Origin of the sequence: Jatrophihabitans sp. (assembly GCF_046262535.1) — a bacterium.
Taxonomy (GTDB): Bacteria; Actinomycetota; Actinomycetes; order Mycobacteriales; family Jatrophihabitantaceae; genus Jatrophihabitans.
Map to the genome: position 1 here is coordinate 1 of NZ_JBHEMO010000042.1, position 17,739 is coordinate 17,739.

Here is a 17,739-nt window from a genome sequence, read left to right on the forward strand (position 1 = left end):
GAGCCGCCTGTCGGGTTCGAACCGACGACCTATCGCTTACAAGGCGATTGCTCTGGCCAACTGAGCTAAGGCGGCAGCGCCGTCGAGGTTACCGCGCGAAGGTGGAACCCTCTTTTCCTCCGGGCGCGAATACCAGGCAGACTTACCTACGCAACCGTAGCCAGCCGGAGGACCAAATACATGTCGAGGCTGCACAAGCCCAAGGCCGGATTCTGGATCCGCACGTGGGTGTCGATCCTGTACCCGCTCGACGGGCTGCTGTTCCGCATCCGCTGGCGCAACCTCGAGCGGATCCCGTCGCCGGACCAGGGCGGCGTGCTGATCGCGATCAACCACGTGTCACAGATCGACACCGTCTTGATGGCCCGCCTGGTCTGGCAGTCCGGGCGGGTGCCCCGCTTCATGATCAAGGCCGGTGTCTTCGGCTGGCCGATCGTCGGCGGGATGATGAAGGGCGCCGGTCAGATCGCCGTCTACCGCGGCACCAGCGACGCGGCCCAGTCGCTGCGCGACGCCGTGACGGCGCTCGAGCGCGGCGAGGCCGTCGTCATCTATCCGGAGGGGACGACGACCAAGGATCCGGACAACTGGCCGATGGAGGCCAAGACCGGCATCGCCCGGCTGGTTCTGCTCTCCCCCGACACCCCGATCGTCCCCATCGGACAGTGGGGGCCGCACCGGATGGGCGGGTTCAGCCTGAAGCGGTTCGGCCGCCGCCGTCCGTCCCTCGCGTCCGTCGGCGAACCCCTGGACATGAGCCGGTTCCGCGGCAAGGAGCCGACCGGCGCGATCCTGCGCGAGATCACCGACGAGATCATGGCCGCGGTGCGGGCCGAGGTCGCTGAGCTGCGCGGAGAGCCGGCGCCCAGCCAGTTCTTCGTCCCGGAGAAGTCCTACGTCGACAAGCGCTGACCACTACGCTCCCCGATCGTGAGCGATGCGGACCCGGCTGCGCTGATCGCCGCGCTGCGTGAGCGGCTCATCGGACCGGACGGGGAGTTCCAGCTGGCGGCCGAGGACGTCCGCGGGATGCAGCTGCCCGGCTTCGTCCACCGCCGGCGGGGGTTGCGTGACTGGCTGGTGGAGTCCGCGTCCTACGGCGAGCGGGAGTACCTCGTCCAGGGCGACCGGCGGCTGACCTACGCCGAGCACCTGGCGGCCGTTGCGGCACTGGCCGACGTGTTCGCCGTCGACCACGGCGTGCAGCCGGGCGACCGGGTTGCCATCCTGGCCGCGAACTCGCCCGACTGGGTCGTCGCGTTCTGGGCGGCCGTTTCCCTCGGCGCCGTCGTGGTCGCCGGCAACGCGTGGTGGACGGCGCGCGAGGCGCAGTACTCGCTGGGCCGGGCGCGGCCGACCGTGGTGGTGGCCGACGGCAAACACGCCGAGTTGGTCGAGAGCGTGGACGCGCCCGTCTTGCGGATGGCCCAGGTGCCGCTGTTGGTCGGCGCGCGCGGTCCGGTCGAGTTGCGCGACGTCCTCCCCGAGCAGGACTCACCGGCCGTTGTCATGTACACCAGCGGCACGACCGGCCACCCCAAAGGCGCCGTCCATTCACACCGCAACCTGCTCGCCGTGATCGAGTACCACCGCTACACCGACGCGATGGCTGCGCAGATGGCCGCGGCGTTCGGGTTCCCGGCCCGGTCCGGCGCGCGGCGGTACCTGATGAGCCTGCCGCTGTTCCACATCGCGAGCCTGCACAACCTGGCGCTGCCGCGTCTGGCGACCGGGGACACGATCGTCATCGACGCCGGACGGTTCGAGGTCGACCGGGTCCTGCGGCTGATCGAGCGCGAGTCGATCACGAACTGGGCGATCGTCCCCACGATGGCGCACCGCATCGTGTCGCAGGGATCGCTCGACGGCTACGACCTGTCCTCGCTCGCCGCGCTGTCGATCAACTCGGCGCCGTCGTCGCCGGCGTTGAAGGACCGGTTGCGGGCGGCGGTGCCCACGGTCGAGGCGGCACTGGCCGACAGCTACGGCCTGACCGAGGCGAGCACCGCCGCCACCGTGGCGACGCCGATGGACCTCGCGCTGGAGCCCACGACGGTTGGCCGACCGATCCCCGGCGTCGAGATCTCGATCCGCTCGGCGGGCGGAGCGCCGCTGGCCCACGGCGAGGACGGCGAAATCTGGCTGCGCAGCCAGTACACGATGCTCGGCTACTGGGAGGAGGATCCCGACGCCACCGCCGTCGCACTGACCGAGGACGGTTGGTTGCGCACCGGGGATCTCGGCCGGTTGCAGGACGGGCGGCTGTTCATGGCGTCCCGGCGCAGCGACCTGATCCTGCGCGGCGGGGAGAACGTGTACCCGGCCGAGGTGGAGGCCGTGCTGGACGAGCACCCCGCCGTGCGTGAGTGCGCGGTGTTCGGGGTTGACGATGCCGACCTCGGTCAGGCGGTCGCCGCCGTGGTGGTGTGTGCCGGCGTGGCCGAGGACGACCTGCGACAGTTCGTCGCCGAGCGGCTGGCCTACTACAAAGTGCCTTCGCTCTGGAGGCTGACCGACCAGCCGCTCACCCGTACCGCGACCGGGAAGGTGGTCCGCCGCACCCTTTCGGTCTGACCACAGGCGGCCGGTGTGGCGACCCGGCGGGCAGTCGCTCGGCGTGTCACCCCGCTGGGTCGCCACACACGGGACGGCAGCGACGTCAGGCGCGGCGGCGGCGGGAGATCTCGGCCAGCGTCACGGCCGCGGCGACCGACGCGTTGAGCGATTCCGCGGCTGCCGACATCGGGATCGACACGGTGAGGTCACAGCTTTCGCCCACCAGCCGCGACAGCCCGCGCCCTTCCGACCCGACGACAACGACGAGCGGCTCGGTGGCCATCTCCAGCTCGTCCAGCGAGGTCGAGCCGTCGGCGTCGAGGCCCACGACGAACAGCCCGGCGTCGCGGCAGTCCTTCAGTGCCCGCACCAGGTTCGTCACCTGCGCCACCGGCAGCCGCGCCGCCGTACCCGCAGACGTCCGCCACGCCGTGGCCGTCACCCCGGCCGAGCGCCGCTCCGGGATCACCACGCCGTGCGCGCCGAAGGCCAGCGCCGAGCGGATCACCGCGCCGAGGTTGCGCGGGTCGGTGACGCCGTCGAGCGCGACGAGCAGCGGCGGGGTTCCGCTCTCCTCGGCCTGGCGGAGCAGGTCGGGCAGTGCGTGGTACGCGAATGGCGGCACCTGCAATGCGATGCCCTGATGCAGGATCCCGCCCGTCCGCCGGTCGAGTTCGTTGCGCGACACCTCGAGCAGCGCGATGCCGCGGTTGCCCGCGATGCGGACCGCCTCGGTGACCCGCTCGTCGCTGTCGAGCCCCTGCGCCAGGTACAGCGCGGTGGCCGGCACCTTCGCCTTCAGCGCCTCGGCCACCGGATTGCGGCCGACGAGCAGCTCGGCCTGCGGCGCGTCGCGGGGCGATCGGCCGGACGAGACGCCACGGCGCTCCGCGGCGGCCGCCCGGCGTGCCGCCGGATGTCCCTTGCGCACCTCGGCCGGCGGCGTCGGTCCCTTGCCCTTGAGCGCGCGCTTGACCTGCCCGCCGGACCCGACCTGCGGACCCTTCTTCGACTTGCGGATCGCGCCCTTGCGCTGCGAGTTGCCGGCCATTACTTCAGACTCCAGCGGGGTCCGTCGGGGGTGTCCTCGACGACGAGGCCGGCGGCCGCGAGCTGGTCGCGGATCAGGTCGGAGGCGGCGTAGTCCTTGCGTTCCCGCGCCGCGGCCCGCTGCGCCAGGGCCACCTGAACGAGCGCGTCGAGCACGGGCGTGAGATCCGAGACGGCGGTGTCGGTCCAGTCGGCCGGGTGGATGCCGAGCACCTGCGTCATCGCCTCGACCTGGCCGAGCGCCTCGCGCACCGTCTCCTTGGCGCCGTCGGCCAGGGCGGTGTTGCCGGCTCGCACGGTCTCGTGCAGGACGCCGAGGGCGGCGGCGACGCCGAGGTCGTCGTCCATCGCCCGGCCGAACGAGTCCGGCACCTCGCCGACGTGCGACTCGACCACAGCCGATGCCTTCTCGACGAAGTTCTCGATCCGGCGGTAGGCCGCGGCGGCGTCGTCGAGCGCGGCCGGCGAGAAATCGATCGCCGACCGGTAGTGCGCGGCGCCCAGGTAGTACCGCACCTCGACGGGCCGCCATTGCTTGACGATTTCGCGCACCTGCAGCGTGTTGCCGAGCGACTTCGACATCTTCTCGCCCGACATGGTGACCAGGCCGTTGTGCATCCAGTAGCGGGCGAACCCGTCGCCCGCCGCGGAGGACTGGGCGAGTTCGTTCTCGTGGTGCGGGAAGACGAGGTCGAGTCCGCCACCGTGGATGTCGAACGTCGGCCCGAGGTACTTCGTCGCCATGGCCGAGCACTCGAGGTGCCACCCCGGGCGGCCCCGTCCCCACGGCGTCGGCCACGACGGCTCGCCCGGCTTGGCCGCCTTCCACAGCGCGAAGTCGCGCGGGTCGCGCTTGCGCGAGTCACCGACCGAATCGCCGGCCGCCTGCATCTCGTCGATCTTCTGTCCCGACAGCGCGCCGTAGGAGGGGAACGACCGGACGTCGAAGTAGACGTCACCGTCGGCCTCGTAGGCGTGGCCACCGGCGATGAGGCGCTGCATCAGCTCGATCATCTCGGGGACGTGGCCGGTGGCCCGCGGCTCGTAGCTCGGCGGCCGGCAGCCCAGCGCCTGCTCGGCGGCGATGATCTCGCGCTCGTTGCGAAAGGACAGCGCCCACCACGGCTCGCCGGCGTCGGCCGACTTGATCAGGATCTTGTCGTCGATGTCGGTGACGTTGCGGACGAACGTCACCTCGTAACCGGTGGACGACAGCCAGCGCCGCAGGATGTCCATGTTGATCCAGTTGCGGACGTGCCCGATGTGCGGCGGTCCCTGGACGGTGAGCCCGCAGAGGTAGATCGACGCCTTGCCCGGTTCGAGGGGCTCGAAGGCCCGCACCGACCGGGTCGCGGTGTCGTAGAGGTGCAGGCTCACGCCGCACATCCTACGGACGGCGCGCGTGAACAAGTTCTGCGCTGATTCGGCCCGGGACGTGCCGGGTAGGCCATAGGCATACGACCGCAATCAGAGGAGAAGTTCGATGGCCAGCGTTACCAAGTCGATAGACGTGCACGTCCCGATCTCGACGGTCTACAACCAGTGGACCCAGTTCGAGACGTTCCCCGAGTTCATGGGCGGGGTCGACGAGATCACCCAGCTCGACGACCGGCGCCTGCACTGGAAGGTGACGGTCGGCGGCCAGACGCGTGAGTTCGACGCCGAGGTCACCGAGCAGAACCCGGAGGAGCGGGTGGCTTGGAAGAGCATCGACGGGAAGACCCACGCCGGCGTGGTCACCTTCCACAAGCTCGCCGACGACGAGACTCGGGTGACCGTTCAGCTCGACTGGGAGCCCGAGGGCATCGTCGAGAAGGCCGGCGCCGCGGTCGGGATGGATGACCACCAGGTCTCCGGCGACCTCGACCGGTTCAAGACCTTCATCGAGGGACGCGGCTCGGAGACCGGCGCGTGGCGCGGCGAGGTTCCGCGCGACAGCTGACCATCTCCGGGCCCGGTAGCCGGCGGCGTGGATCTTCCCCGATCCACGCCGCTGCCTTGCATGTGGCCGGTTCGCCCGGTGTCGTCCCCGCGTAGCGTGACGCGGGTGCTCGAGGACAAACTGCGCCCGGAATCCGTCGTCGTCGCCGCCGGCCGCCCGCGCGAGCCCGGCGGTCCGCTGAACACGCCGATCGTTCCGGTGGCGCCGTACCGGCACGGGAACGACGACAACCGCTACGCCCGTCACGACCTGTCGCCCACTGTGGCCGCGTTCGAGGACGCGGTGGGGGCGCTCGAGGGCGGCACGGCGCTCGCGTTCGCCAGCGGCATGGGTGCGGCGTCCGCGCTGATCCGGCGCCTGCCGATCGGCGCGATCGCCGTCATCCCGCGGGCCGGGTACGCCGGCGTGGTCGAGCTGTTCGGCGAGCTCGAGGCCGCCGGTCGGGTGAGCGTGCGGGCCGTCGACCCGGGCGACACCGCCGCCGTCGTCGCCGCCCTCGACGGCGCGAACCTGCTCTGGCTGGAGACGGTGACCAACCCGCTGATGGCGGTGGCCGACCTGCCGGCGCTCATCGCCGCCGCCCACGAGGTGGGGGCGCTGGTTTGCGTTGATGCGACGTTCTCGACGCCGCTGGTGGTGCGTCCGCTCGAGCTCGGCGCCGACGTCGTCATGCACTCGGCGACGAAGTACTTGTCCGGGCACTCCGACGTCCTGCTCGGGGTGCTGGTCGTGCGGGACCTGGACCTGGCCGGCGAGTTGCACGACCGGAGGACGCTGTCCGGCGCGGTGCCGGGCACGCTTGAGGCCTACCTCGCGACGCGCGGCCTGCGGACCCTCGCGCTGCGCATGGAGCGCGCGCAGGCCAACGCCGGCGTGCTCGCCGAGCGGCTGGAGGCGCATCCGCGCGTGACTCGCGTGCGTTACCCGGGGCTGACGTCCCATCCGCAGCACGCGATCGCCGCGCGCGACCATGCCGGGTTCGGCGCGATGATCGCGTTCGAGGTGGACGGGTCGGCCGACGACGCCGAGCAGGTCTGCCAGTCGCTGCGCTTCATCGCCCACGCCACCAGCCTGGGCGGCGTCGAGTCCCTGATCGAGCGGCGGGCGCGGCACGAGATCGACGCGTCCTTCGGCACGCCGCCGAACCTGCTGCGCTTCTCAGTCGGCATCGAGCACGTCGAGGACCTCTGGAACGATCTCGCGCAGGCGCTCGGATAACGTCACCCCCTGGTGTGGTTGATTTTCCCGTCGAAAATCAACCACACCAGGTGGGAAGCGCAACCAGGTCGGTCAGCGAACCAGCAACGCGGTTGCTATGGCGGCGCGGCCTTCGCCTCGCCCGGTCAGCCCCAGTCCGTCCGTCGTGGTGGCCGCGACGGACACGGGCGCGCCGACCGCCGCTGCCAACGTCGCCTGGGCCTCGGCCCGGCGCGGCCCGATGCGCGGCGAGTTGCCGATGACCTGCACTGCCACGTTGGCGACCGTCCAGCCGGAGGCGCTCAGCACGCGCACCACCTCGCGCAGCAGGGTGATGCCAGAGGCGCCGGCCCACTGCGGGTCGTCGGTGCCGAAGACCGCTCCGAGGTCACCCATGCCGGCCGCCGACAGGAGCGCGTCGCACGCGGCATGCGCGGCCACGTCACCGTCGGAATGCCCGGCGCAGCCGTCGTCGCCCGGCCACAGCAGCCCGGCCAGCCAGCAGTCCCGGCCGGGGTCGAGCGGGTGGACGTCCACCCCGATCCCGGTCCGGAGGTCGTCGCTCACTTGCCGCCCGGCGCCTTGGTGTGCTCGACCTGCAGCTCGCCGTCGGCGTAGCGGGACCGCAGCACCTTCTTGTCGAACTTGCCGACGCTGGTCTTGGGCACCTCGTCGATGAACGTCCAGTTCTCGGGCACCTGCCAGCTGGCCACCTTGCCGTTCAGGAACTGGGCCAGCGACGCCGGGTCGACGTCGCCGCGCGGCACCACACAGGCCAGCGGGCGTTCGGTCCACTTCTCGTCGGGGATGCCGATGACCGCCGCCTCGAGGACGTCGGGAGACGCCGCCAGGAGGTTCTCCAGCTCGACCGACGAGATCCACTCCCCGCCGGACTTGATCACGTCCTTCGAGCGGTCGGTGATCTGGAAGTACCCGCGCGGGTCGATGGTGCCGATGTCGCCGGTGCGCAGCCAGCCGTCGTCGAACTTCTCCGGCGCGGCATCGAGGTGGTAGCCGCCGGTGATCCACGGCCCGCGGACCTCGATCTCGCCGACTGCCTCGCCGTCCCACGGCAGCACGTCGCCGTCGTCGCTGACGATGCGCATCTGGACGCCGGCGATGAGTCGGCCCGACTTCATCCGCCAGTCCAGCTCTTCCTCGGTGCCGAGCTCGACGCCGGCCGGCGGGTGGGCCATGCCGCCCACGGGCGAGGTCTCGGTCATGCCCCAGCCCTGGATGATGCGCAGCCCGTACTTCTGCTGGAACGCCTCCATCAGTGAGCGGGGGATCGCTGCTCCGCCCGAGGTCCCCATCCGGACCGAGGACAGGTCGAGCTCGCGGGTCGCGCCGACCTGCAGGATGCCGGCCCACAGGGTGGGCACGGCGGAGATGAAGGTCGCCTTCTCGGCTTCGGTGATGTCGCACAGCGCAGCGGGGGTCATGTGCGGGCCGGGCATCAGCAGGGTCGAGCCGGACAGGAAGGCGGCGAACGGGAAGCCCCATGCGTTGACGTGGAACATGGGGACGACCACGAGGGCCCGGTCGGCCTCGCTCGAGCCGGTCGCGGTGACGGCGAGCGTCGCGAGCGCGTGCAGGTAGATGGAGCGGTGCGAGTAGACGACGCCCTTCGGGTCGCCGGTGGTGCCGCTCGTGTAGCACATCGACGCCGGCGCGGACTCGTCGAGCGCCGGCCACTCGTACGTCTCGGCCGCTTCGCCGAGCAGGGTCGCGTAGTCGTGCACCGGGACGTCCCCGCCGAGGACCGATGCGTCGCCCTCGCCGATGACGATGAACGCCTCGACCGTCTTGAGCTGGGACGCCACCGCCGCCAGCAACGGCAGCAGCGAGGCGTCGACGATGATGATCTTGTCCTCGGCGTGGTTGATGATGTGCGCGAGCTGGGCGGGCGGGAGCCGGAGGTTCAGGGTGTGCAGCACCGCGCCCATGCACGGCACCGCGTAGTAGGTCTCGAGGTGCTCCTGGGAGTTCCAGCACAGCGTCGCGACCCGGTCGCCGGCGGCCACGCCGAGCCCGGCCAGCGCGTTCGCCAGCCGCTGCGCGTTCACCGCCACTTGCGCGAAGGTCGCCCGGCGGGCGCCGTTGCCCTGCCACGTCACCACCTCGCTGCTGCCGTAGACGCGCGAGCCGTGTTCCAGCATGGCGGTGACCGTTAGCTGGAAGTCGTCCTGCATCGTGCTGGCGATCATGAGATACCTCCGGGTACGGACGGGCTGCGAGCCGAGCGTAACTGCGCGACGGTCTCGGCGCGGGCCAGGTCGAGCGGGGTGGTGATCTTGAAGCTGTCCTCTGCGCCGGGCACGGACACGACCGGGACACCCATCGCCTCGACCAGTCCGGCGTCATCCGTCGCCACGGAACCGGACGCCTGTTCGTGCGCCGCGACCAGCACCTCGCGCCGGAAGGCCTGGGGCGTCTGGACGGCCACCAGGGTGCAACGATCGACGGTCTCGGCGAGCGCGCCGTCGCCGCCGACCCGGCGCACGGTGTCATGGATCGGCACCACCGGCACGACCGCGTCCGCGCCGGCGTCCAAGGCGGCCAAGACGGCGTCGATCACCGTCGCCGGGACGAACGGACGAGCGGCGTCATGGACGAGGACGAAGTCGACGTCCCGGCCGACGCGCCGCAGGCCGGCCGCGACCGACTCCTGCCGGGTGGGGCCGCCGGGGACCGGCGTGACAGCGGTATACGACCCGGTGTCGCCCGGCGGAAGGACGACGATGACGTCACCCACGCGGGGATGCCCGTTGAACAGGTCGATCGCGTGCTGCAGAAGAGTGCGGCCGCCCACCTCGACGTACGCCTTCGGCTTCCCGGCGCCGAGCCGTTCCCCCGCCCCGGCCGCAACGAGAATGGCGGCGACAGTCGAAGGACTGTTCGCCGCCATTGCCGCGGAAGATCTCCGGAAGTTCTACGCCACGGCCTCGCCGAGCACCTCGTCGAGGACGACCTCGGCCTTGTCCTCGTTGGTGCCCTCGGCGAGCGCGAGCTCGCTGATCAGGATCTGCCGGGCCTTGGCCAGCATGCGCTTCTCGCCGGCCGACAGGCCGCGGTCGCGGTCACGCCGCCACAGGTCGCGCACGACCTCGGCGACCTTGTTGACGTCGCCCGAGGCGAGCTTCTCGCCGTTGGCCTTGTACCGCCGCGACCAGTTGGTCGGCTCTTCGGTGTGCGGGGCCCGCAGGACCTCGAAAACCTTGTCGAGACCCTCTTGGCCGACGACGTCTCGGACGCCGACAACCTCGGCGTTCTCGGCCGGGACAAGGACCGTCAGGTCACCCTGGGCGACCTTCAGGCGGAGGTAGGTCTTCTTCACTCCTTTGAGAAGTCGCTCTTCGATTGCTTCGATGAGTGCGGCACCGTGGTGCGGGTAGACGACTGTCTCGCCGACCTTGAAAGTCATGTTAAAGAGACCCCTTTGGGAGTAGAGCGCTCCCTCCAGGGTAACACGCAGCACACTGTCTCGACCGCCCGCGAGTTGATTTGCAATGCGGCTCGGACCGCCGTATACGGCTGCCCCGAGGCCGTCCGGGCGTCGTGCGCCGCACGCAGTCCGAGCGTCCTTCCAGGCCGGACGGGGAGGCGCACAACCCGCTCGCTAGGCTGTGAAGAAACACTGCCAGGGACGCTGCTGCGCCCGCCGTCCGCGAGGAGTCGACGTGATTGCAGAGCCGGTTCCGATGCGTCGTCTGGGCATCGGCGTGGCCATCGCAGTAGCGCTGGTGACGTCCGGCTGCGCGGCCGGGCAGGTGGCGGCGACGTCGAACCAGAAGGCCGTCGAGGCCGGCACCCAAGCCGACGCGGGCACAATCGCGATCCGCGGTCTGCTGATCCAACCGCCGACCGGCAGCACGCCCTCCTACGACATCGGCGCCGACGTCCCGGTCACCGCGGTGATCGTCAATTCCGGCACCAAGGCCGACCAGCTGACCGGCATCACGTCCTCGGCGTTCGCCTCGTGGGGCGCGTTCCAGAGCACCGCCGACGCCGACGCGGTAGCCGCTGCGGCGGGCCAGACGAGCACGACGCCGACTCCAGGCGGCTCGAGCCAGCCGACGCCGAGCACCACCGTCGCGATCGCTCCGGGCGCCCGGGTGTCCTGGGGTGTGCCCGACGCCAAGGGCGAACTCCTGCTGATGCACCTGAAGCAGCGTCTGTTCCCCGGCACGACGCTGGTGCTGACGTTCACCTTCGCCAGCGCCGGCAGCGTCACGGTCCGGGTCCCGGTCGGTCTTTCGGCCACTCCTGGCACCGCAGTGATCCCTGCCCCGACCTCGTCCGAAGGCGCCGGCTGACCCTCGGTCGGGCACAACTGTCGGTCCAGGGGGATACCGTCGGCCGGTGACGTACCGAGCCTCGCCTCCGGCGGGCTGAACCATGGCCAAGAACTCGCCGGTCTTCCGGTGCTCGGCCTGCGGCGCGACGTCCGGGCGCTGGCTCGGGCGCTGCGCGCAGTGCGGCGAATTCGCCACCGTCGTCGAAGAGGCGCCGGCGCCCCCGACGCCCGGCCTGAAGTCGACCGCGAAGGCCAGCGCGCCGACCCGTCCGGCCCGTCGCGTGTCCGACGTCGTGACGGGCGGTCCGGTGCCACGGATGACGACCGGCATCGGCGAGTTCGACCGGGTCCTCGGCGGCGGGCTGGTCGCCGGGCAGGTCTGCCTGTGCAGCGGGCCGCCGGGATCGGGCAAGAGCACGCTGCTGCTGGCGGTCGCCGATTCGGTCGCGCAACGCACCGACTCGGTCGTCCTGTACGTCTCGGGCGAGGAGTCCGTCGAACAGATCGCCGTGCGGGCCCGGCGCATCGGCGCCGGCAGCCCCAACCTGCTGATCGCCGACGACACCGACCTCGGCACGGTGATCGGGCACATCCACGCGCACGGCCCGGACATCGCGCTGGTGATCATCGACTCCGTACAGACGATCGCGTCCAGTGACATCGAGGGACGCGCCGGTGGCGTCACCCAGACGATGGAGGTCGCGCAGGTCCTCAGCCGGGTGGCCAAGTCGCGCGGGATCCCCATGGTGCTCGTCGGCCAGGTCACCAAGGACTCCACCGTCGCCGGGCCGCGAGCGCTCGAGCACATCGTCGACACCACGCTGAGCCTCGACGGCGAGAAGCACACGTCGCTTCGGGTGCTGCGGACTGTGAAGAACCGCTTCGGGTCGCTCGAGGTGGCCGCCTTCGAGCAGACCGAGCAGGGCATGCAAGAGGTGCTCGACCCGAGCGGGCTGTTCCGCGAGCAGCGGGACGCCCCGGTGCCCGGCACCTGCGTCGCGGTCACGATGGAAGGCCATCGCGCCCTGACCGCCGAGATCCAGTCGCTCGTCGCGCCGACCACCAACCCGAACCCGCGCCGCGGCGTCTCCGGTCTCGATTCGGCCCGCAGCGCGATGCTGATCGCGGTGAGCGAGCGCGCGGCCAAGCTGCGCCTCTACGACAAGGACGTCTTCCTCGCGACCGTCGCCGGCATGCGGGTGTCCGACCCCAGCACCGACCTGGCGGTGTGCCTCGCGGTGATCAGTGCCGCGCAGGGCCAGCCGGTGCCCATCGACCTCGTCGCGATCGGTGAGGTGGCCCTGTCCGGCGACGTCCGCCCCGTCCCCATGCTCATCGAACGGGCCGCCGAAGCGGCCCGGCTGGGCTTTCACCGGCTGCTGGTCCCGTCGGGCAGCCGGGCTCGGCTCAACGGTCGCCAGCTGCCGGCCACGCTGGTCGAGGTCGCGAATCTGGACGAGGCGATAACCGCCATGCGCAGGGCGGGTCTGAGCTCCATCCGCTGAATGCATCCCCGGAAAAGCGCTGTGGCTACATACACTGGGCGCCAGCAAGCCCCTGACCGACGCGCGCAAAGGAAATCCGCATGGCTACGACCGACCGTGACGAGACGTTGCGCAGCGTCCTCGCCACCGTCGCGCCGGGCACGGCGCTTCGCGACGGGCTCGAGCGGATCCTGCGTGGCAACACCGGCGGCCTGATCGTCCTGGGCTGGGACCGCGTGGTCGACAGCTTGTGCACGGGCGGCTTCCCGCTCGACGTCGACTTCTCGGCCACCCGCCTGCGCGAACTGTGCAAGATGGACGGCGCGGTCGTCCTGTCGACCGACGGCCTGCGCGTGCTCCGCGCGGCGACCCACCTGATGCCCGATCCGGCTATTCCGACCGAGGAGTCCGGGACCCGGCACCGCACCGCACAGCGCGTCGCCCAGCAGACCGGCTTCCCCGTGATCTCGGTGTCGCAATCCATGCGCATCGTCAGCCTCTACATCGGCGACGGACGGTACGTGCTGGCCAGCAGCACCGAGTTGCTGTCGCGGGCCAACCAGGCGATCGCCACCCTCGAGCGGTATAAGACCCGCCTCGATGAGGTGTCGCAGTCGCTGTCGGCGCTGGAGATCGAGGACCTCGTCACCGTCCGTGACGCCGCCGTCGTCTCGCAGCGCCTCGAGATGGTGCACCGGATCGCCGACGAGGTCACCGGCCAGGTCGTCGAGCTCGGCACCGACGGACGCCTGCTGGCCCTGCAGCTGGACGAGCTCATGGCCGGCGTCGACGCCGACCGCGAGCTCATTGCGCGCGACTACGTGCCCACCGGCCGCAAGGCGCGCACCCCGGCGGCGGTGCTGGCCGACATGGCCGAGCTGTCGGCCGTCGATCTGCTCGACCTCACCCAGGTCGCGCGCGCAATGGGGCTGCCGGGCACTCCGGAGGGCCAGGAGAGCGCGGTGAGCCCGCGCGGTTACCGGCTGCTGGCCCGGGTGCCGCGTATCCCGGCCGCGATCCTCGACCGGGTCGTCGAGCACTTCGGCGGGCTGCAGAAACTGCTGGCCGCGTCGGTCGAGGACCTGCAGGTCGTCGACGGCGTGGGTGAGACCCGGGCGCGGGCCGTCCGCGAGGGCATCTCCCGCCTCGCCGAAGTGTCGATCATCGACCGGTTCAGCTGAGCGTCGATCATCGACCGCTTCAGCTGATCGTGAACTGCTTGGCCTTGCCGGTCTTGCCCGACAGCACGGCGTAGAGGGTGTAGGTGCCGGCTCCGACCCGCTGCCGGGTGCCCGCGCACTTCGGCTGCGATGTCAGCCCCGACCAGGTGACCGCCACCTGTACCGGTCGCTGCACGGCCAGCGTCTTGTTGTCCGTGCCGGGCTGGATCTGGCAGTCGTGGCTGCCCCAGACGCGGGACTCGCCGTTGTAGACCCGCAGCTCGACGGCCTTGTCGGCGAGGTCCTGGACGCAGGGGGCGCGGCCGACGTTGGTCACCTGCAGTTCGAGCAGCGGCTGGTCACCGACCTGGTAGGACGGTTTGCCGACCACCGCCACGATCGACAGGTCCTTGGTCGCGCACGGTTGGGCCGCATTGGACGAGGACGCCCCGCTCGATCCGGTGGACGACGGGCTGTTCCCGGTCGTGACGGAAGCGGTGCTGCTGGCCGACGTCGACGTGTCGACCTGGGTGCTGGCAGTGGTCGAGCCGCCCTTGGTGGCCGCGGCCGGATGACCGTCCGAGCGCATCGCCCGGACGGTCAGCGCGATGAGCACGATGACCAGCACGAGGGAGCCGAGCAGCAGCAGCCGACGCCGCCAGTACACCGATGGCGGCTGGGATCCAACAGGATGAAACATGTCCAGCTCACGCTAGCGTCTGCCGTTTCCCCGGCTGCACCGACGCGCGGAACCGCAGCTCCGACCGCATGCGAGGATGCCGCTGATGTCCTCAGCACCACCCCTGGCCGAGCCGCTTCTGGCCTGGTACGAGCACGCCGCGCGGGACCTGCCGTGGCGAGCGGCCGACGCCGGTCCGTGGGCGGTGCTGGTCAGCGAGTTCATGCTGCAACAGACACCGGTGGCGCGGGTCTTGCCGGTGTACGCGGACTGGCTGGCGCGCTGGCCGACCCCCACCGCGCTGGCCGCGGCGTCGCCCGGTGAAGCCGTGCGCAGGTGGGGAAGGCTGGGTTATCCGCGCCGGGCGCTGCGGCTCCACGCGTGCGCCGTGGAGCTGCGCGACCGGCACGCCGGCGCCGTACCGGCCGACGTCGACGAGCTGCTCGCCCTGCCCGGCGTCGGGGCCTACACCGCCCGGGCCGTGGCGGCGTTCGCGTTCGGCCGGCGGGTGCCCGTGGTGGACACGAACGTCCGCCGGGTGGTCGCCCGCGCGGTGGCCGGCCGCGGCGAGGCCGGACCGCCCGCGACCGCCCGGGATCTCGCCGCCGTCGAGGCCCTGCTGCCGGCGCAGCCCGCGGTCGCCACTCGATTGAGCGTGGCACTCATGGAACTCGGTGCGCTCGTCTGCGTCGCCCGGGCCCCGCGCTGCGCGGCGTGCCCGCTGGCCGACCGGTGCGCCTGGGTGCAGGCCGGTTCGCCACCCTACGCCGGGCCGCCCGTCCGCCCGCAGGCCTTCGCCGGCACCGACCGGCAGGTGCGCGGCCGGCTGCTCGACGTCCTGCGGGGCGCGACGACGCCGGTGGGCAAGATCGCGCTCGACGCCGTGTGGGCCGACCCGGTCCAGCGCGAGCGCGCGCTGGACAGCCTCGTCGCCGACGGCCTGGTCGATCCGCTGCCCGACGGCCGCTACGCCCTCCCGTCCTGAGCCGGTCGCCTCCCAAGCCTCGGCTTTGCACCTTTCAGGGTCGCTGCGAGGCCAAATTTGCAGCGCTCAAAGGTGCAAAGCCGAAGTGCCGGCTGGTGGCGGTCTAGTCGGCGGCGACTCCGGCCGGCGGCTCGTCGAGCGCGAGCGCCGACGGCTTCGCCTCACCCCGGAAGGTGAACGTCTCCGCCCCGTCCTTCTTCAACGGGTCGACCGGCGCGGTGTCGATGACGACGATCTGGCCGGCCGTGAGCTCGCCGAACAGGATCTTCTCCGACAACGGGTCCTCGATCTCGCGCTGGATGGTCCGGCGCAGCGGCCGGGCGCCGAGCACCGGGTCGTACCCCTTCTTGGCGAGGAGGGCCTTGGCGTTGGTCGTGAGCTCGATGCCCATGTCCTTGTTGCGCATCTGCGTGTCCAGCCGGGCCGTCATCAGGTCGACGATCTGCACGATCTCGTCCTTGGTCAGCTGGTGGAACACGATGATGTCGTCGATGCGGTTGAGGAACTCGGGCCGGAAGTGCTGCTTGAGCTCGTCGTTGACCTTCTGCTTCATCCGGTCGTACTGCGTCGACTCGTCGTTGGTCGCCGAGAAGCCGAGGTTCGAGATCGACTTCGAGACGTCGCGGGTGCCGAGGTTGGTGGTCAGGATCAGCACCGTGTTCTTGAAGTCCACGATCCGGCCCTGGCCGTCGGTCAGCCGGCCGTCCTCCAGCACCTGCAGCAGCGTGTTGAAGACGTCCGGGTGGGCCTTCTCGACCTCGTCGAACAGGACCACGCTGAACGGCTTGCGCCGCACCTTCTCGGTGAGCTGACCGCCCTCGTCGTAACCGACATAGCCGGGAGGCGCACCGACGAGCCGCGACACGGTGTACCGGTCGTGGAACTCGGACATGTCGATCTGGATCAGCGCGTCGGCGTCACCGAACAGGAACTCCGCCAGCGTCTTCGACAGCTCCGTCTTACCGACCCCGGACGGGCCGGCGAAGATGAACGAGCCACCGGGACGCTTCGGGTCCTTCAGGCCGGCCCGGGTTCGCCGGATGGCCTGCGACACCGCCCTGATCGCCTGCTCCTGGCCGACGACCCGCTTGTGCAGCTCGTCCTCCATGCGCAGCAGGCGCGCGGTCTCTTCCTCGGTGAGCTTGAAGACGGGGATGCCCGTCCAGGTGGCGAGGGCCTCGGCGATCTGCTCGTCGTCGACCTCGGCCACGACGTCGAGGTCGCCGGCCTTCCACTCCTGCTCGCGCTTGGCCTTCTCGCCGAGCAGCGTCTTCTCCTTGTCGCGGAGCGCCGCCGCCTTCTCGAAGTCCTGCGCGTCGATCGAGGATTCCTTTTCGCGGCGGACGTCGGCAATGCGCTCGTCGAACTCGCGAAGATCCGGCGGTGCGGTCATCCGGCGGATGCGCATGCGCGCGCCGGCCTCGTCGATGAGGTCGATCGCCTTGTCGGGCAGGAACCGGTCGCTGATGTAGCGGTCGGCGAGCCCGGCCGCGGCCACCAGCGCGGCGTCGCTGATCGACACCCGGTGGTGGGCCTCGTAGCGGTCGCGCAGGCCCTTGAGGATCTCGATGGTGTGCGCGACGGTCGGCTCGCCCACCTGCACCGGCTGGAACCGGCGCTCGAGCGCGGCGTCCTTCTCGAGGTACTTGCGGTACTCGTCGAGAGTGGTCGCGCCGATCGTCTGCAGCTCACCACGCGCCAGCATCGGCTTGAGGATGGACGCGGCGTCGATCGCGCCCTCCGCGGCACCGGCACCGACGAGCGTGTGGATCTCGTCGATGAACATGATGATATCGCCGCGGGTGCGGATCTCCTTGAGCACCTTCTTCAGGCGCTCCTCGAAGTCACCGCGGTAGCGCGAGCCGGCGACCAGGGAGCCGAGGTCGAGGGTGTAGAGCTGCTTGTCCTTCAGCGTCTCGGGCACCTCGCCCTTGACGATCGCCTGGGCCAGGCCCTCGACGACGGCGGTCTTGCCCACGCCGGGCTCGCCGATCAGGACCGGGTTGTTCTTGGTCCGGCGGCTGAGCACCTGCATGAGGCGCTCGATCTCCTTCTCGCGCCCGATGACCGGGTCGAGCTTGCCCTCACGGGCGGACTGGGTGAGGTTGCGGCCGAACTGGTCGAGCACCAGCGACGTGGACGGGGCGGATTCCGACGCCGCGCCCGCCGGCTCCTTGCTCTGGTAGCCGTTGAGCAGCTGGATGACCTGCTGACGGACCTTGTTCAGGTCGGCGCCGAGCTTCACCAGTACCTGGGCGGCGACGCCCTCGCCCTCGCGGATCAAGCCGAGCAGGATGTGTTCCGTGCCGATGTAGTTGTGGCCGAGCTGCAGAGCCTCGCGCAGGCTCAGCTCGAGCACCTTCTTGGCCCGCGGGGTGAACGGGATGTG

Annotated in this window: 16 protein-coding genes and 1 tRNA gene; 8 read left to right on the top strand and 9 right to left on the bottom strand. The window is 70.8% G+C overall.

The genetic code is table 11. The annotated features are described in order from the left end of the window. Window position 1 precedes the first annotated feature (1 nt). Window positions 2-75: transfer RNA gene (locus ABR571_RS06835), tRNA-Thr, on the bottom strand. 105 nt (window positions 76-180) lie between these two features. Here ABR571_RS06835 and ABR571_RS06840 point away from each other — a divergent pair. Continuing rightward, window positions 181-912: a lysophospholipid acyltransferase family protein gene (locus ABR571_RS06840; RefSeq protein ID WP_409452439.1), complete on the top strand. Its 732-nt coding sequence runs from the start codon at window positions 181-183 to the stop codon at window positions 910-912. 15 nt (window positions 913-927) lie between these two features. Continuing rightward, window positions 928-2,574 (top strand): class I adenylate-forming enzyme family protein, encoded by a 1,647-nt coding sequence (locus ABR571_RS06845; RefSeq protein WP_409452454.1) that lies wholly within the window; start codon window positions 928-930, stop codon window positions 2,572-2,574. A gap of 85 nt (window positions 2,575-2,659) precedes the next feature. Here ABR571_RS06845 and rlmB read toward each other — a convergent pair whose 3' ends face one another. Further along, window positions 2,660-3,607, bottom strand: coding sequence for a 23S rRNA (guanosine(2251)-2'-O)-methyltransferase RlmB (gene rlmB / locus ABR571_RS06850; protein WP_409452440.1), 948 nt, complete (start codon window positions 3,605-3,607; stop codon window positions 2,660-2,662). After that, on the bottom strand, window positions 3,607-4,983 hold the full coding sequence (cysS, locus tag ABR571_RS06855) for a cysteine--tRNA ligase (RefSeq protein WP_409452441.1): 1,377 nt from the start codon (window positions 4,981-4,983) through the stop codon (window positions 3,607-3,609). The genes rlmB and cysS overlap by 1 nt, the downstream gene beginning before the upstream one ends. A 106-nt stretch (window positions 4,984-5,089) precedes the next feature. Here cysS and ABR571_RS06860 point away from each other — a divergent pair, with 106 nt between their 5' ends. Both ABR571_RS06860 and ABR571_RS06865 read left to right on the top strand, forming a co-directional pair. Beyond that, a complete protein-coding gene (locus ABR571_RS06860) occupies window positions 5,090-5,548 on the top strand; it encodes an SRPBCC family protein (RefSeq protein WP_409452442.1) in 459 nt (152 codons plus the stop codon). Between the two features lie 105 nt (window positions 5,549-5,653). Next, window positions 5,654-6,766, top strand: coding sequence for a trans-sulfuration enzyme family protein (locus tag ABR571_RS06865; protein ID WP_409452443.1), 1,113 nt, complete (start codon window positions 5,654-5,656; stop codon window positions 6,764-6,766). Between the two features lie 72 nt (window positions 6,767-6,838). On the opposite strand, the gene ispF is transcribed toward ABR571_RS06865, so the two are convergent. The 4 genes from ispF to ABR571_RS06885 are packed head-to-tail and all read right to left on the bottom strand — an operon-like array spanning window position 6,839 to window position 10,169. Further along, window positions 6,839-7,312 carry a 2-C-methyl-D-erythritol 2,4-cyclodiphosphate synthase gene (gene ispF, locus ABR571_RS06870; protein WP_409452444.1) on the bottom strand — a complete coding sequence of 158 codons (474 nt, stop codon included), beginning with the start codon at window positions 7,310-7,312 and terminating at the stop codon, window positions 6,839-6,841. After that, window positions 7,309-8,952, bottom strand: coding sequence for a long-chain fatty acid--CoA ligase (locus ABR571_RS06875; RefSeq protein WP_409452445.1), 1,644 nt, complete (start codon window positions 8,950-8,952; stop codon window positions 7,309-7,311). Before ABR571_RS06875 ends, ispF begins: the two co-directional genes overlap by 4 nt. After that, a complete protein-coding gene (gene ispD / locus ABR571_RS06880) occupies window positions 8,949-9,653 on the bottom strand; it encodes a 2-C-methyl-D-erythritol 4-phosphate cytidylyltransferase (protein WP_409452446.1) in 705 nt (234 codons plus the stop codon). The genes ABR571_RS06875 and ispD overlap by 4 nt, the downstream gene beginning before the upstream one ends. A 24-nt stretch (window positions 9,654-9,677) precedes the next feature. Further along, window positions 9,678-10,169, bottom strand: coding sequence for a CarD family transcriptional regulator (locus tag ABR571_RS06885; RefSeq protein ID WP_409452447.1), 492 nt, complete (start codon window positions 10,167-10,169; stop codon window positions 9,678-9,680). Between the two features lie 256 nt (window positions 10,170-10,425). Between ABR571_RS06885 and ABR571_RS06890 the strand changes: the two genes are divergently transcribed. The 3 genes from ABR571_RS06890 to disA all read left to right on the top strand — a co-directional run bounded on the left by ABR571_RS06890 (window position 10,426) and on the right by disA (window position 13,707). After that, window positions 10,426-11,061 carry a hypothetical protein gene (locus ABR571_RS06890; RefSeq protein WP_409452448.1) on the top strand — a complete coding sequence of 212 codons (636 nt, stop codon included), beginning with the start codon at window positions 10,426-10,428 and terminating at the stop codon, window positions 11,059-11,061. An 82-nt stretch (window positions 11,062-11,143) separates the two neighbouring features. Then, window positions 11,144-12,547: a DNA repair protein RadA gene (gene radA, locus ABR571_RS06895; protein WP_409452449.1), complete on the top strand. Its 1,404-nt coding sequence runs from the start codon at window positions 11,144-11,146 to the stop codon at window positions 12,545-12,547. A gap of 80 nt (window positions 12,548-12,627) precedes the next feature. After that, window positions 12,628-13,707, top strand: coding sequence for a DNA integrity scanning diadenylate cyclase DisA (gene disA / locus ABR571_RS06900; protein ID WP_409452450.1), 1,080 nt, complete (start codon window positions 12,628-12,630; stop codon window positions 13,705-13,707). A 19-nt stretch (window positions 13,708-13,726) separates the two neighbouring features. Here disA and ABR571_RS06905 read toward each other — a convergent pair whose 3' ends face one another. Beyond that, window positions 13,727-14,386: a hypothetical protein gene (locus ABR571_RS06905; RefSeq protein ID WP_409452451.1), complete on the bottom strand. Its 660-nt coding sequence runs from the start codon at window positions 14,384-14,386 to the stop codon at window positions 13,727-13,729. An 85-nt stretch (window positions 14,387-14,471) separates the two neighbouring features. On the opposite strand from ABR571_RS06905, the gene ABR571_RS06910 reads away from it, so the two are divergent. Next, window positions 14,472-15,350, top strand: coding sequence for an A/G-specific adenine glycosylase (locus ABR571_RS06910; protein ID WP_409452452.1), 879 nt, complete (start codon window positions 14,472-14,474; stop codon window positions 15,348-15,350). Between the two features lie 103 nt (window positions 15,351-15,453). Here ABR571_RS06910 and ABR571_RS06915 read toward each other — a convergent pair. Further along, window positions 15,454-17,739 (bottom strand): ATP-dependent Clp protease ATP-binding subunit (locus ABR571_RS06915; RefSeq protein ID WP_409452453.1); only part of this gene is annotated, 2,286 nt, incomplete at its 5' end.